General features: G+C 61.7%; 14 protein-coding genes and 1 pseudogene. 1 reads left to right on the top strand and 14 read right to left on the bottom strand.

Going from position 1 to position 14,338, the window contains the following annotated elements; all coding sequences use genetic code 11:
* Positions 1-168, top strand: a pseudogene (locus GGQ67_RS25285) (IS630 family transposase); the annotation flags it as partial.
* Positions 169-217: 49 nt separating this feature from the next.
* Here GGQ67_RS25285 and lpxB read toward each other — a convergent pair.
* From lpxB to GGQ67_RS09350, 14 genes are all read right to left on the bottom strand, one after another.
* Positions 218-1,399, bottom strand: a complete 1,182-nt coding sequence (lpxB, locus tag GGQ67_RS09415; RefSeq protein ID WP_183899874.1) for a lipid-A-disaccharide synthase — start codon at positions 1,397-1,399, stop codon at positions 218-220.
* On the bottom strand, positions 1,396-2,277 hold the full coding sequence (locus tag GGQ67_RS09410; RefSeq protein ID WP_183899873.1) for an LpxI family protein: 882 nt from the start codon (positions 2,275-2,277) through the stop codon (positions 1,396-1,398). Before GGQ67_RS09410 ends, lpxB begins: the two co-directional genes overlap by 4 nt.
* A gap of 3 nt (positions 2,278-2,280) precedes the next feature.
* Complete coding sequence (lpxA, locus tag GGQ67_RS09405; protein ID WP_183899872.1) at positions 2,281-3,099, bottom strand: acyl-ACP--UDP-N-acetylglucosamine O-acyltransferase; 819 nt, start codon at positions 3,097-3,099, stop codon at positions 2,281-2,283.
* Entirely contained in the window at positions 3,096-3,563 is a 468-nt protein-coding gene (fabZ, locus tag GGQ67_RS09400) for a 3-hydroxyacyl-ACP dehydratase FabZ (RefSeq protein WP_183899871.1), read from the bottom strand. Before fabZ ends, lpxA begins: the two co-directional genes overlap by 4 nt.
* On the bottom strand, positions 3,556-4,617 hold the full coding sequence (lpxD, locus tag GGQ67_RS09395; RefSeq protein ID WP_183899870.1) for a UDP-3-O-(3-hydroxymyristoyl)glucosamine N-acyltransferase: 1,062 nt from the start codon (positions 4,615-4,617) through the stop codon (positions 3,556-3,558). The genes fabZ and lpxD overlap by 8 nt, the downstream gene beginning before the upstream one ends.
* A 50-nt stretch (positions 4,618-4,667) precedes the next feature.
* A complete protein-coding gene (gene bamA, locus GGQ67_RS09390) occupies positions 4,668-7,007 on the bottom strand; it encodes an outer membrane protein assembly factor BamA (protein ID WP_183899900.1) in 2,340 nt (779 codons plus the stop codon).
* Positions 7,008-7,202: 195 nt separating this feature from the next.
* Complete coding sequence (gene rseP, locus GGQ67_RS09385) at positions 7,203-8,336, bottom strand: RIP metalloprotease RseP (protein WP_183899869.1); 1,134 nt, start codon at positions 8,334-8,336, stop codon at positions 7,203-7,205.
* Between the two features lie 28 nt (positions 8,337-8,364).
* Complete coding sequence (locus tag GGQ67_RS09380) at positions 8,365-9,198, bottom strand: phosphatidate cytidylyltransferase (RefSeq protein ID WP_183899868.1); 834 nt, start codon at positions 9,196-9,198, stop codon at positions 8,365-8,367.
* On the bottom strand, positions 9,198-9,944 hold the full coding sequence (locus GGQ67_RS09375; RefSeq protein ID WP_183899867.1) for an isoprenyl transferase: 747 nt from the start codon (positions 9,942-9,944) through the stop codon (positions 9,198-9,200). The genes GGQ67_RS09380 and GGQ67_RS09375 overlap by 1 nt, the downstream gene beginning before the upstream one ends.
* Positions 9,945-9,988: 44 nt before the next feature.
* Positions 9,989-10,549 carry a ribosome recycling factor gene (gene frr / locus GGQ67_RS09370; RefSeq protein ID WP_183899866.1) on the bottom strand — a complete coding sequence of 187 codons (561 nt, stop codon included), beginning with the start codon at positions 10,547-10,549 and terminating at the stop codon, positions 9,989-9,991.
* 55 nt (positions 10,550-10,604) lie between these two features.
* Positions 10,605-11,327, bottom strand: a complete 723-nt coding sequence (gene pyrH, locus GGQ67_RS09365) for a UMP kinase (protein WP_018900008.1) — start codon at positions 11,325-11,327, stop codon at positions 10,605-10,607.
* Between the two features lie 93 nt (positions 11,328-11,420).
* Positions 11,421-12,347 carry a translation elongation factor Ts gene (gene tsf, locus GGQ67_RS09360; RefSeq protein ID WP_183899865.1) on the bottom strand — a complete coding sequence of 309 codons (927 nt, stop codon included), beginning with the start codon at positions 12,345-12,347 and terminating at the stop codon, positions 11,421-11,423.
* A 245-nt stretch (positions 12,348-12,592) separates the two neighbouring features.
* Complete coding sequence (gene rpsB / locus GGQ67_RS09355; RefSeq protein ID WP_112433827.1) at positions 12,593-13,360, bottom strand: 30S ribosomal protein S2; 768 nt, start codon at positions 13,358-13,360, stop codon at positions 12,593-12,595.
* Positions 13,361-13,587: 227 nt separating this feature from the next.
* Positions 13,588-14,241, bottom strand: coding sequence for a pentapeptide repeat-containing protein (locus tag GGQ67_RS09350; RefSeq protein WP_246400151.1), 654 nt, complete (start codon positions 14,239-14,241; stop codon positions 13,588-13,590).
* Positions 14,242-14,338 lie beyond the last annotated feature (97 nt).

The raw sequence follows: 14,338 nt of genomic DNA, 5'->3' as shown, positions 1-14,338 counted from the left end.
GACCTGAACCCCATCGAAATGGCATTCTCCAAACTCAAGGCGCTCCTACGAAAGCGAGCCGCTCGCAGCTTCGATGCCATCACGCATGCACTCGGCGATATAATCAGCCTCTTCTCGGTCGCTGAATGCCGAAACTTCTTCAAGGCCGCAGGCTATGAGGCTGAATAGATGCGACACGCTTTAATATCAGTGCATCGAAGCTTAAAAAGAAACCCGGTCAGAACTGACCGGGTTTTTTGTTTCCAAGCACATCCAGCACAATCTCGGCGGCATGGACGCCGGGTGGCTTTTCGGTTTGCATCCGCTCCCAGACGAGATCGTAGCCCTCCATCATCGAGCGGCGCGGCAGGGTGTCGGAAGAGAGTTTCTCGGCCCAGCGCGTGAAACTCGCGCCGCGCACGACCTCGTTGATATATTCGGGCACGACCGCGTAGTCCGCGACGAGGTTCGGGATCGCCGCCGTCCAGATCTTGATCTTGCCGGTCATCAGCTTGATGATCCAGTCGGTCTTGTAGGCCGAAACGGTGGGGACGCCTGCGAGCGCCAGTTCCAGGATCACCGTGCCGGATGCCGCCATCGCGGCGTCCGCCTCGGCGAAGGCCCGCCACTTGTCGTCCTTGCCGGTGACCACGTCGGGTTTCACCGGCCAGTCCTTTATGATCTCGCGAACCATGGCCGCGCGGCGCGGCGCCGTCGGCAGCACGAAGCGGATGCCCTGGTTGCGGGCGGAGAGCTCGGCCACAGCGTCACCGAAATAGGGCAAGAGCCTTGATATCTCCGAGCCGCGCGAGCCCGGAAGGAGCATGATCGTCTTCGGTTCATCCGCGGGGCGCGGCTTGCTTGCCGCCCTCGCCTTGCGGGTCGCGAGCACATCGACGTCGGCTGTCAGACGATGGCCGACATAGGTGGTCGGCGGGCCGCCGAGCTTGCGCATCACCTCGGGCTCGAAGGGCAGCACGGCGAGCACATGGTCGATATAGGGCAGCATGCGCTGCGCGCGATATTCCTTCCACGCCCAGACACTCGGACAGACGTAGTTCACCACGGGCAGATCGGGCAGCGCCGTGCGCACGCGCTTGGCGACGCGGTGGGTGAAATCGGGGCTATCGACGATGACGAGCACGTCCGGCTTGGCCGCGATCACGGCGGCCGCGGTCTGGCGGATGCGTTTGACCAGCGTCGGCAGCTTGGCGAGCACCTGGGTGATGCCCATGATCGACAGTTCGGAGAAATCGAACAGCGACATCAGCCCCTGCGCCTGCAGCGCCTCGCCGCCAACGCCGACGAGTTCCACCGGACCCGCATATTGCTGCTTCAGCGCGGCGATGAGATCAGCCGCCAGAAGATCGCCGGAGACCTCGCCCGCGATGATCGCGACCTTCAATGCACGCATGCTCATTCAAGCCCCCAGGATGGCAAGCCGCGATCGAGACCGCAGACGAAGATACCGGCTTCCCTTGCCGCCGATATGACGGCCGGGCGATCCAGAATGAGCGCCCTTCCTGCCTCGATCGCCACGCCGGCAAGGCCGGCCCGGCTGGCATTCTCGATGGTCGAGATGCCGATCGACGGCAGATCGGCGCGCAGATCCTGCTGTGGCTTACAGAGCTTGACGAGGACACCACGGCGTCGCTTCGAGATACGGCCGGCGGCGCGCAGATCGGCAACACGCTGCAACATGCCATCGGTTCCCTCGACGCCCTCGAGCGCCACGATGCGCCCGCCGACGGAAACGGCGCCCTGCCCCACATCCAGGCGGCCGAGCGCGTCGGCCGCGGCACCCGCCCTGGCGATGTCCTTGACGTCCTCGGCCGACGGCTTGATGGCGTCGAGCGGACCGATGGCGGCGAGAAGATCCGGTGCGATCTCCTGCACGCCGATGACGCGGCGGCCGTTCTTCTCGATCAGCCCGATCACCATGCGCAACACGGTATCGTCACCGCCCGAAAGCAGCGTGCGAATGGTCGAGGGAATGCTTGCAAGCGTCTTCAGCGTCGGGCGAACCTCGCGCCATTCCGGCCGCCTGCGCACGGCGCCGGACATGACGACGCGGTCGATGCGATTGCTGTCGAGCATACGGTCGATGGCCGCGAAGTCGCCAACGCCGACAATGGCGTGCTCGAACCCTTCCCACGAGCGGTCGGTTTCGTTCTTCAGCGCAATGATCAGCGGGTCTTCGCCCGCGCTCTTGGCGGCCTCGGCGACATAGGACGGCAGAAAGCCGCTGCCGGCGATGATCGCCAGGCGGCCTCTTGCCGTGTCACTTGCTGGAGACAAGGTTTATCCCTTCTGTCCCCGGGTCGGAGAAGAGAGCGCGCGATCGCTTTCGGCGGCAATGAAATCGAGGATCTGGACGACCTGTTCGCAATCGGCGAATTCCGCGCGGATGGCGGCGGCATTGTCACGCAGATTGCCTTCGGTTTCGAAAATCGCCTTGTAGGCGCGGCGCACGATATGGATCGTGGCGCGATCGACGCCGGCGCGCGTCATGCCGACGACATTGAGGCCGCCCAGGAGACCCGGATTTCCATTCAGCATGCCGTATGGGATGACGTCATAGCTCACCGCCGAGAGACCACCGACGAAAGCGTGGCGGCCGACGCGGGTGAACTGGTGCACGGCGGAACCGCCGCCAAGAATGACGCGGTCCTCGATTGTCACATGGCCCGCGAGCATCACGTTGTTGGACATGATGACGTGGTCGCCGACGCGGCAATCATGCGCGATATGCGAGTTGGCGAGAAACAGATTGTTGCTGCCGACGATGGTCTTGCCGCCGAAATCGGCGGTCCCGGTGTTGATCGTCACACCTTCGCGCATCGTGCAGTTATCACCGACCGTCAGCGTCGTGTCTTCACCACCGTGATGAACGCTCTGCGGATCGCCGCCGATGACGGCCATCGGGAAGATCCGGCATCCCTTGCCGAGCGTGGTGATGCCGCTGACGATCGAATGCGGGAGCATTTCGGTGTTGTCACCGAGCACGACGCGCGGGCCGACGTGGCAGAATGGGCCGATCTTGACGTTCTCGCCGATCACGGCGCCGTCTTCGACGACAGCCATCGGGTGAATGGTGGCGCTGGCTGCGATCGTGCTCATGCCTGATCCTTGCGCACGATCATCGCACCGATATCGGCTTCGGCGACCAGCGCTCCATCGACCTTCGCATCACAGTGGAACTTCCAGATGTTGCCGCGCTGCTTCTGCTTGACGACATGATACTCCACCCGGTCGCCGGGGACCACCGGCTTGCGGAAGCGGGCGTTGTCGATGGTCATGAAGTAGACCAGGTTGCCGCTCTCGCCCTGCTTCTTGGCGCAGATCGCGCCCGCCGTCTGCGCCATGCCCTCGACCAGCAAGACGCCGGGCATGATGGGCTGCTCCGGGAAGTGTCCGGTGAAATGCGGCTCGTTGGCCGTCACGTTCTTGATGCCGATGGCGCGATCATCACCGTCGATCTCGATGATCTTGTCGACCAGCAGGAACGGATAGCGATGCGGCAGCAACTTCATGATTTCGATGATGTCTGCCGAAGAAAGCGACTTTTTGACTTCTTCAGTCATTCTTTTCTCCCGTTTTCTTGGCGCCCGAAGATCGAGCCAGCACGCTTGCGACTTCCCGCAGGAAATCGTTGGCCGGCCGCGCTGGTATCCCTGCATAGCGTTCCCGCGCAGGGATGTCGGCGATGACGCCGCTCATGGCGGCTATCTGGGCACCGTCGTGAATGGTTATATGGCCGCGAATGCCGCTGTGACCGCCGATCTGCACGCCGTCGCCGATCACGGCGCTCCCGGCGATGCCGACCTGCGAGACGACGGCGCAATGCCGGCCGATGCGCACATTGTGACCAATCTGCACGAGGTTGTCGATCTTCGTTCCCTCGCCGATGACCGTATCGTCCATGGTGCCGCGGTCGATCGTCGTATTGGCGCCGATCTCGACGCTGTCCTGCAGGATCACGCGGCCGATCTGAACGATCTTGATCATGCCGCGCGGACCCGGCGCGTAGCCGAATCCGTCCTGGCCGATGCTGGCGCCATTGTGGATGATGACGTTATTGCCGACCAGCGCGCAGAGAACCTTGGCGCCGCCGGCGATGGTGCAGTTACGGCCGATCTTGACATCAGGTCCGATGATGGCGCCGGCCCCGATCCGGGTTCCCTCGCCGATCTCCGCCCTGGCGCCGATCACGGCGAACGGTTCGACTTCGACATTCGCCTCGAGTTTCGCCGTCGGATCGACCGCGGCGCGATCGGAGACCAATGCGTTCTCGGACATCATCTTCTGCGGACGCAGAGCTGTCGGATAGAGCAGCCCGCCGGCCATGGCGAATGCGGCATGGGCGTTTTTCGAAACGAGAACAGGCACATGCGCCGGTATGATCGACTGCAACGCGGCGCTGCACAAGATGGCGGACGCCTCGCATGTCACGAGTTCGTCCTTGCTTCTCTTGGAAATGACATAACAGAGATCCCCCGCCTTCGCCCGGTTGACGGGCGAAACGGAGCGGATCACGATGTCGGCATGCTTGGGGTCGGCAAGTTCCGCCCCAAGAAATTGCGCGAGCTCGGAGAGCTTCATGCCGACATGGGGCGGAAAGAAATAGGTTTGCTCCATCGGCAAATCTCCAGAACGGAATTCGATTTTACGGTTCCGGACTGCCGATATCAGAATTGGTTGTTGATGCCAAACTTGAAGTTCTGAACCTTGTCGTAGTCTTCCTTGAGGACCGGGATCGCGTAGTCGACGCGCAGAGCGCCGAACGGCGAGTTCCAGACGATGCCGACACCGACGGAAGCACGCAGCGATGCGTCTTCGCCGTTCACGTATTCGGCACCGCTGACGTTGACCTTGTTGCCGAAGAGCGTACCGGCATCCGCGAATACCGCACCACGCAGACCGAAGTCACGCGGGAAAGCCGGAAGCGGGAACGTTGCCTCGGCCGAAACGGTGAAGTAGGTCGTGCCGCCGAGCGGATCATCCGGACCACCGCCAACGCGGGGGCCGATACCCTTGTTCTCGAAGCCGCGGATGTCGCCGTTCGTCAGCGTGAACTGGTCGAAGACGTTCAGATCCTTGCCGAAGCCTACGACGTAGCCAGCCGAACCGGCGACCGAGCCGATGATGTCGGCGTCGTCGGCGAGCAGGCGGTAGTAGCGCGCCTTGCCGTACAGCTTGTAGAACTGCGAGTCACCGCCAAGACCGGCGATTTCCTGCGTTACACTGGCGTAGATACCTTCACGCGGCAGGATCATGTCGTCGAGCGTGTTGTAGGTCAGCGTCTGCGACACAGACGACTTCACCCACGGGCTGTTGTTGACGAGATCCTGATACGGCGTCGACAGATCGGACAGCGCGTTCGACGGATCGTACTTCATCTGCTTGTAGTTATAGCGGAACGTCGTCGCCAGATCCTCGGTGATCGGCGCCGTCGCACGCAGGACGACGTTGTTTTCTTCGTAATCGTAGTTTTCGTTGCTCGACGTCTGGCTGTGGTTGATGTCGAAGCCGACTGCGAGACGATAGCCGAGGAAGTAAGGCTCGGTGAAGTTCAGCCCGTAGCTGCGCGAACCTTCTTCACCACCACCGGCCGAAACCTTGATGTACTGGCCACGACCGAGGAAGTTCTTTTCCTCGATCGAGGCTTCGAGCAGCAGGCCATCGCCACCGGCAGCGTAACCCGCGCCGATACCGAACGAACCGGTTGCCTGGTCCTGAACATCGACGACAACGACGACGCGGTCCGGCGAACTGCCGGGCTGGGTCGAGATGTTGACGGTCGAGAAGTAGCCCAGAGCCTCGAGACGACGCTTGGCCTTGGTGATCATCTGCTGATTGAAGGCGTCGCCTTCACTCATGTCGAACTCGCGACGGATGACGTAGTCGCGCGTGCGGCTGTTGCCGCGGATTTCGATACGCTCGACGTAGGCCTTCTCGCCCTGGTCGACTAGGTACTCGACACCGATCGTGTTGTTGTTCAGGTCGCGGTTGCCGCGCGGCGTGACGCGGGCGAACGGATAGCCGGCCGAAGCCACCTGATCCGAAATCGCTTCCATCGACTGCTGAACTTCCTTGGCGTTGTAAACCTGGCCTTCGCGGGTACGAACAAGACCCTGAAGCTGGGCGCCATCGATACCCTGAACCGTCGACTGAACGGACACGGCGCCGAAGTCGTAGCGCGGGCCTTCCTCGATGTTGAAGGTCAACGTGTACTTGTTGGTCGCCTCGTCGAATGCCGCGTCCGAAGACACGATGCGGAAGTCGGCGTAGCCACGATTGTAATAGAACTGGCGAAGCGCTTCTTCGTCGGCCTTCAGCTTGTCCGCGTTGTAGACGTCCTTGCGGGTCAGGAACGACAGGAAGTTGCTGCGCTTGGTGGCGATGACCGATGCAAGGCGGCCGGAGCTGTAAGCGTTGTTGCCGACGAAGTTGATCGAATCGATCTTCGTGCGGTCGCCTTCATTGACGACGAATGCGAGGTTGACGCGGCCCTGGCCGAGCGGCACGACCTGCGTCGTCACGTCGACTTCGCTGCGGCCGGTCGCCGCGTAGGCGTCCTTGATGGCCTGGATGTCGGCCTGGATCTGGGTCTCGTTATAGGCACCGGAAGACTGCGTCTTGACGACCGCCGCGAGCTTGTCGTCCTTGATCTTGCGGTTGCCGTTGAACACGACCTGGTTGATCAGCTGAGCTTCCTCAACGGTCACAACCAGCGTGCCGCCGGAAACCGAAATCTTGACGTCGGAGAAATAGCCGGTGTCGTAGAGCTGCTTTACGGAGTCGTCGATGTCGGTATTGGAGAAGCTCTTGCCGGGCTGGATCGTGAGGTTGGACCGCACAGCCTCGGCGCCGACGCGGTTGGCACCGCGAACGTCGACACGTTGAATGACTGCGGCCTCGGCAGCAGAAGCCGAGATGAACACTGTTGCACTCGCCCCCGACGCAACAATACCTGCAGACAGCGCAACCGCCGATACTGCGTTCAAAAATCTTGAACCAGCCTTCATTTCACCCATTACCTTTTTTCTCGTCCCCATCACCAGGCGTCCCCCGATTCCGGTCACGTGTGTCGTTTTACCCGCTTTTGATATACAAGCAAGGGAGCTAGTTAATTTCTGTTTACTTCATTTCAAACCGTGACGCTTTCGCCACTACAGCTTTGAAACATCGTAAATAAATTGTAATTTTCCCTCATCCCGCAATCAGCCGATCAGAGCACTAATATCGTTCCATGTGGCGAAAACCATCAGGCTCAGAACCATGGCCAGTCCGACGCGAAACGCAATCTCCTGGGCCGACGATCCCAACGGCTTTCCCCTCACAGCTTCAATCGCATAGAACATCAGATGGCCGCCATCAAGTACCGGAACCGGCATCAGGTTGAGTAATCCTATCGAAACCGACAAGACGGCCGCCAGCTGAAGCAAAGCTGCAACGCCCAGCGTCGCCATCTGACCCGAGGCCTGCGCCACGCGGATCGGGCCGCCGAGCTGGTCGGGCTTCATGTAACCGGAGACCAGATTGCCGATATACTTGAAGGTTCCGGTGACGATATGCCATGTCTGCAGCGTGCCTTCCCGCAGCGCTTCAACCGGCGTGTAAGTCTGTTGGCGGAAGTTTCCGACTTCCTGGTTGGTCACGATGCCGATCAGACCGATCTCGATTTTGTTACCGAACTGGTCGGTCATGTCGGTGCGCGCAGGCACCATCGGAACGTCGATCTTCTCGCCGTTGCGCTCGATCGTCACGACGATTCTCTGCATCGGGCGGATGCTGACGTAGCGGCGCACGTCGTCGAAGGTCTGCACCTTGGAGCCGTCGATCGCGATCAGCAGATCACCCGGCACGACGCCAGCCTCGGCGGCGACGCTGCCCGGCTTGACTTCCGCCACGACGGGATCGGCGACCGAGCGGCCGTAGATCGAAAACAGCACGGTGAAGATCGCGATCGCCAGGATGAAGTTGGCGATCGGGCCGGCGGCCACGGTTGCCGCGCGCTTCCAGAGCTTGGCGCCGGCAAAGGACTGCGCCCGCTCCGCGTCCGACATCCGCGCGAGCTGCCCCTCGTCCGGCTTGCTCGACGCGTCCTCGTCGCCGAAGAACCTGACGTAGCCGCCGAGCGGGATCAGCGAGAGCTTCCAGCGCGTTCCATGCTTGTCGCTGTAGCCGACGAGTTCAGGGCCAAAGCCGACCGAAAACGCCAGGATACGGATGCCGCTCCAGCGACCGACGAGGTAGTGCCCCATCTCGTGAATGAACACCAGAAGAGAAAGCACGAGCACGAAAGGAACGATATATCCCGTCAGAAACCCAAAAATTCCGGTCAAGCCTTCCATATGATCCTTCCGTCGGCCTGTATCGACCTTATGCGCCGAACAAGGCCGCGCCCAGCGACGCCATTTGTTCGCCCTTTATCAGCGAAAAAAGCCCGGCTAGCAAGAACGCCGCAAAGCAGGCGAAAATGAGCCCGTCAACCCTGTCCATGACCCCGCCGTGCCCTGGAATGAGACGGCTTGAATCCTTGACGCCGAAGCGGCGCTTGATGAAGGATTCGAAGAGATCGCCCGACTGGCTGAAGACGGAGAGCACCAACGCGACGAAGCCGGCGAGCGGGACCGCATTGGGAAATTCCACGTAGGCCACCAGCATACCGGCGGCTACCGCGCAAACAGCGCCCCCGATCGCGCCCGACCAGGTCTTTCCAGGCGAGATTTTTGGCGCCAGCTTCGGCCCACCGATCGCGCGACCGACAAAATAGGCCAGAACGTCGGTCGCCCAGACGACGGCGAACACGAACAGCATCGCGTGCAGGCCTGCAGGATCGGCGCCACGAATGTTCGCCAGCGCGATCCCCGTCAGCCCGGCGTAGACGGTACCCACCGGGAACCAGCGCGATACGCCACGCATGACGACGAAGCCGACCGCGATGGCCAAAAACAACAACAGAAGGATCAGCGAGTAGCCGACGGTGCCCGAGACGACCGCGACGGCGATCGCCGCCTGCCCGATCCAGCCGACCGCGTTGGCGACCGGCTCGTTGGCGGCAAGCCTGGTTATCTTCGACCACTCACGATAGATCAGCAGTCCGATGACCGCCGACAACACGCTGAAGGCGAGACCGCCGTACCAGGTCGCGACCAGCACGATGAGCGCGAGAACGATGCCCGAAACGACACGAAGCTGCAGTTCGCGTTGCATCAGGTTCCCACCGCCGCCGCGGCTTCGGCGACCAGACCGCCAAAGCGGCGATTGCGGGAGGCGAACGTCTCCAGCGCCGCGTGGAACGTCTCGCGGCTGAAATCCGGCCAGTAGTCCGGAATGAAGATGAATTCGGAATAGGCGGCCTGCCAGAGCAGGAAGTTCGACAGGCGCTCCTCGCCGCTGGTGCGGATGATGAGATCGGGATCGGGGATGCCTGATGTATCCAGCCGGGCGGTGATGAGCGCCGGCGTGATATCCTGCGAGCGCAGGCGACCTTGCTCGACGTCACGCGCGAGGCTCGCCATGGCGCGGGCAATCTCATCGCGCGCGCCGTAGTTGAAGGCGATGATCAGCGTCAGGGCCGTGTTGGCCTTGGTGGTCTCTTCGGCGTCGATCAGCAGATCGAGAATATCGTTCTGCAGGCTGTGGCGGTCGCCGATGATCTTCACGCGCACGTTCTGGCGGTGCAGTTCGGCGAGGTCGCGGCGAATGAACGCCTTGAGCAAGCCCAGCAGGTCGGACACCTCGGTTTCCGGACGGCGCCAGTTCTCCGACGAAAAGGCAAAGAGGGTCAGATACTTGACGCCAATGTCGCCCGCCGCGCGCACGGTCTCGCGCACGGCGTCAACGCCCTTGCGGTGCCCCATGGTGCGCGGCAACCCCCGCTGCTTTGCCCATCGACCGTTGCCATCCATGATGATGGCAACGTGTTCTGGCACAGTCACGAATGTTCTTTCCAACATTTCCCGTCCGGTTTCTACAGTCCAAGGCGCAGGCGCTTTGCGCCTTAGACCTGCATGATTTCCTTTTCCTTCTCGCCAAGCAAGCGGTCGATCTCAGAAATCGTGTCGTCTGTCATCTTCTGCACACGATCCGACTGCGAGCGGCTCAGGTCTTGGCCTATGACACCGTCCTTTTCGGCTTTCTTAAGGCCGTCCATGCCGTCGCGGCGAACATGGCGAATCGCAACCTTGCTCTTTTCCGCGTAGTCGTGCGCTACCTTGACGAGCGACTTGCGGCGCTCCTCGTTGAGTTCGGGCAGCGGAATACGCAGGTTCTGGCCGTCTACGATCGGGTTCAGGCCGAGATTGGCTTCGCGGATCGCGCGATCGACCGCACCGACCATCGACTTGTCCCAGACCGAAATGCCGAGCATGCGCGGCTCCGGCACGGTCACGTTGGCGACCTGGTTCAGCGGCACACGCGAACCATAGGCTTCGACCGTCACCGGGTCGAGGATGTTCGCCGATGCGCGGCCGGTGCGCAGCGATGCGATATCGCTCTTGAACGCATTGATCGCGCCATCCATGCGGCGCTTGATATCGTTGATGTCGATGCCTTCACTCATAGCAGTGCTCCCGTCTCGGTAGAAGCTGCGGCGCGCTTTGGGCGCCGCCACTCTGTCAGTTGTCGGTGACGATGGTCTTCAGACCGCCGCCCCTGAGGATTTCAGCAAAACCGCCCTTCTCGTGGATCGAGAAGACGATGATCGGAATGGAATTTTCACGTGCCAGGGCGACCGCCGCAACGTCCATGACGGCGAGGCCCTTGTCGAGCACTTCCTTGTGGGTCAGCTGGTCGAAGCGCGTTGCGTCGGGTACCTTCTTCGGGTCGGCGGAGTAGATACCGTCGACCTGCGTGCCCTTGAAGATCGCTTCGGCGCCCATTTCGGCGGCGCGGAGCGCTGCGGCCGAGTCGGTCGTGAAGAATGGGTTGCCGGTACCGCCGGCGAAGATCACCACGCGGCCGAGCGACAGATGATAGAGGGTGGCGCGCTGCGAGAAGCTCTCGCAGATCTCCGGCATGGCGATCGCCGACAGCACGACCGTATCGATGTTGAGCTTGCGCAGCGAGGTCGCCAGCGCCAGCGCGTTGATGACGGTCGCGAGCATGCCCATGTGGTCGCCCGTGACCCGGTCACCGCCCTTGGAGGCGACAGCCACGCCGCGGAAGATGTTGCCGCCGCCGACGACGACGCCGACTTCAACACCCATCTGCCGCGCTTCGGCGATATCGGCCGCAATGCGGTCGGCCACCGCTACATCGATTCCAAATCCCTGGCTGCCCATGAGGGCTTCGCCGGAAGCCTTGAGTAGAACACGTTTGTAGACAGGCTCTGACGACATCTTGGCTCCTCGTATATTACCGCTGAGTGCCGGATACACGAAGGGCATCGCGTTGTCACGCGATGCCCTTCTGTTTTCACATATATAGGACGATCAGCCCTTGGCGACAGCAGCCACTTCGGCGGCGAAATCGCTCTCTTCCTTCTCGACGCCTTCGCCGAGGAGAAGACGGGCCATGCCGACGACTTCGATCTTGGCGCCAGCTTCCTTGGCAGCGGCTTCGACAGCAGCACCAACCGTCAGGTCGGGGTTGATGACGAATGCCTGCGAGAGAAGAGCGACTTCCTCGAAGAACTTGCGCATGCGGCCATCGACCATCTTTTCGATGATGGCTTCCGGCTTGCCGGATTCGCGAGCCTGCTCGATGAAGACGTTGCGTTCGCGCTCGGCGACAGCAGGATCGACTTCCTCGGCGCGGATCGCCAGCGGGTTGGTCGCGGCGATGTGCATGGCGACCTGGCGGCCGATCGAGGTCAGAACGGCCTTGTCGCCTTCCGACTTCAGGGCAACCAGAACGCCGAGCTTGCCGATGCCGTCGCCGGCAGCGTTGTGGATGTAGGTCGCGACAACGCCGTGCTCGACTTCGAGCTTGGCGGCGCGGCGCAGCGTCATGTTTTCGCCGATCGTGGCGATCGCGTCCTTGATGGTGTCGGCGACAGGCTTGCCCGATGCCGGGTAGGTCGCAGCCGAGATGGCTTCAACCGAACCATCGGTCGTCAGAGCAACGTTGGCGATGCCGCGAACCAGATCCTGGAAGGCGTCGTTACGGGCAACGAAGTCGGTTTCCGAGTTGAGCTCGACAACGACAGCCTTGTGGCCGGCGCCAGCGATGGCGATCAGGCCTTCAGCAGCAGCGCGACCAGCCTTCTTGTCGGCCTTCGAGATGCCCTTTGCGCGGAGCCAGTCGATCGATGCTTCGATGTCGCCGTTGTTTTCCAGCAGCGCCTTCTTGCAGTCCATCATGCCTGCGCCGGACTTCTCGCGCAGTTCCTTCACCAGTGCAGCCGTAATCTCGGTCATAAGCTTCCTCTTGTCGGTTCAAACGGTGGCCCGCGAAAGGCGGTGCGGCACCGGATTGAGGCACGAAATGTACCTGTATGTATGACAGCGTGATGAATGACGCGTCATAACGAAACTCAAACGGCGAGAGACTGAATTCCCTCGCCTGAAATGGTCAAGGCCGCCCAACTTCATCAAAGTCGCGAGCGGCCTTTTCCCAATCTCTGGAAAGCATGGCGGACCTGTCGATCCGCCTGCTTCTTTTATCAGGCTTCGGCTTCGCCTTCGAGCGCCGGCTCAGCCGGAGCTTCGATCGATGCACCGAGGTCACGGCCCGACGAGCTCTGCTGGCGAGCGATGCCGTCGATGGCAGCGCGCGAGATCAGGTCGCAGTAGAGGGCGATGGCGCGCGAAGCGTCGTCGTTGCCGGGGATCGGATAGTCGATCAGGTCCGGGTCGCAGTTCGAGTCGATGATGGCGACGACCGGGATGCCGAGGCGCTTGGCTTCGTCGATCGCGATCTTTTCCTTGTTGGTGTCGATGATGAACATCAGGTCCGGCGTGCCGCCCATGTCCTTGATACCACCGAGAGCCTTGTCGAGCTTTTCGCGCTCGCGCTCGAGGTTCAGGCGCTCTTTCTTGTTGTAGCCGGACTGTTCCGAAGACAGGATCTCGTCGAGCTTGCGCAGACGCTGGATCGAGTTCGAAATCGTCTTCCAGTTGGTCATCATGCCGCCGAGCCAACGCGAGTTGACGTAATACTGAGCGGAACGCTTGGCCGAGTCAGCGATGAGCTCGGAAGCCTGGCGCTTGGTGCCGACGAACAGAACGCGGCCGCCACGGGCTACGGTGTCGGAAACAGCCTGCAGAGCGCGCGACAGAAGCGGAACCGTCTGTGCGAGGTCGATGATGTGAATGTTGTTACGATCGCCGAAAATGTACGGCTTCATCTTCGGGTTCCAGCGGTGAGTCTGGTGGCCGAAGTGGACGCCTGCTTCAAGCAGCTGGCGCATAGAAAAATCGGGCAATGCCATGCCTTGTTATCCTTTTCCGGTTGAACCTCCGCAAGGCGAACAGCACCCTCTTCGAGGATGCCACCGGGCGGAACCGTCCGGATTTCTCCCGGACAAATCCCATGCCTTACGTGTGGAATGCGGGGGCCATACCCTCCCCGCCCTGGAAAATCAAGTCTCGTTGGTAAAATAACCGATGAGCGCCGTCATATAGGCACGCACGGGACCACTCACGGCCCTTGCGCGGGTCAATCGGCTTCGCAGGGCCAGCTCGTCGGCGTCGCCATGCCAGACGGCAGCTTGGTGTTCGAATCGCCGCAGGCCAGCGCAACCTGCGCCGCATCGAGACCGGTGGCCTGGGACAGATCCAGTCCGCTGATCCTCGTCAGGAACATGAAGGCGCGATCGAAGGAGATCGGTCCCGTGAAGGTGGCGCCGGTGAGATCGGCCCGCGAGAGGTTAGTCAGCGCGAAGTTGACGCCCGTCACGTCCGCGCCCTTGAAGGTCACGCGGCCAAGTTCGGCCTTTTCGAAATTGACGCCCTTCAGCACGGCGCGATTGAAATTGGCGCGCTGCAGCTCCGCTCCCGTGAAGTTGGCGCCCTCGGCGTTGACGCCCTCGAAGCCGGATCGATAGGCCTCGACCTTGGAGAAATTGGCCTTGGTGAGGTCGGAGCCGGTGAACCAGGTGCGAACCAGGGTCGCCTTTTCCAGGTTGGCGGAGGCGAGATTGGAGTCGCTGAGGTTGGTAAGCGTGAAATCGGTGTCGGCGAGATTTCCCTTCTGGAAATCGCCGCCCTCCAACATCAGGTTCTTCTTGTTGCAACCACCCCAGTCGATGCCGGCCGAGGCTGTCGAGCCGCAGTCGGCCGCGGAGATCGAACCTGCGAATGTCGCCACCATCAACGCGGCGGCAAAGGCCGTCACGGCCACGATCGATACCCTAAAGCCTGGCAAAATACGCACTCCGCTCGCCATCCACGCTCACTGTCGAGCGATC

This window comes from Rhizobium metallidurans, assembly GCF_014196505.1.
Taxonomy (GTDB): Bacteria; Pseudomonadota; Alphaproteobacteria; order Rhizobiales; family Rhizobiaceae; genus Rhizobium; species Rhizobium metallidurans.
Note: the sequence above shows the minus strand (reverse complement) of the source record. Positions and strands in the feature narration are given on the sequence as shown.

Excerpts from the sequence above, each read along its gene's own strand:
- lpxA (WP_183899872.1), bottom strand. The coding sequence starts at position 3,099 with ATGAGCACGATCGCAGCCAGCGCCACCATTCACCCGATGGCTGTCGTC.
- pyrH (WP_018900008.1), bottom strand. The coding sequence starts at position 11,327 with ATGTCGTCAGAGCCTGTCTACAAACGTGTTCTACTCAAGGCTTCCGGC.
- rpsB (WP_112433827.1), bottom strand. The coding sequence starts at position 13,360 with ATGGCATTGCCCGATTTTTCTATGCGCCAGCTGCTTGAAGCAGGCGTC.
- tsf (WP_183899865.1), bottom strand. The coding sequence starts at position 12,347 with ATGACCGAGATTACGGCTGCACTGGTGAAGGAACTGCGCGAGAAGTCC.
- lpxD (WP_183899870.1), bottom strand. The coding sequence starts at position 4,617 with ATGGAGCAAACCTATTTCTTTCCGCCCCATGTCGGCATGAAGCTCTCC.
- rseP (WP_183899869.1), bottom strand. The coding sequence starts at position 8,336 with ATGGAAGGCTTGACCGGAATTTTTGGGTTTCTGACGGGATATATCGTT.
- GGQ67_RS09380 (WP_183899868.1), bottom strand. The coding sequence starts at position 9,198 with ATGCAACGCGAACTGCAGCTTCGTGTCGTTTCGGGCATCGTTCTCGCG.
- bamA (WP_183899900.1), bottom strand. The coding sequence starts at position 7,007 with ATGAAGGCTGGTTCAAGATTTTTGAACGCAGTATCGGCGGTTGCGCTG.
- frr (WP_183899866.1), bottom strand. The coding sequence starts at position 10,549 with ATGAGTGAAGGCATCGACATCAACGATATCAAGCGCCGCATGGATGGC.
- GGQ67_RS09350 (WP_246400151.1), bottom strand. The coding sequence starts at position 14,241 with ATGGTGGCGACATTCGCAGGTTCGATCTCCGCGGCCGACTGCGGCTCG.
- GGQ67_RS09375 (WP_183899867.1), bottom strand. The coding sequence starts at position 9,944 with ATGTTGGAAAGAACATTCGTGACTGTGCCAGAACACGTTGCCATCATC.
- lpxB (WP_183899874.1), bottom strand. The coding sequence starts at position 1,399 with ATGAGCATGCGTGCATTGAAGGTCGCGATCATCGCGGGCGAGGTCTCC.
- fabZ (WP_183899871.1), bottom strand. The coding sequence starts at position 3,563 with ATGACTGAAGAAGTCAAAAAGTCGCTTTCTTCGGCAGACATCATCGAA.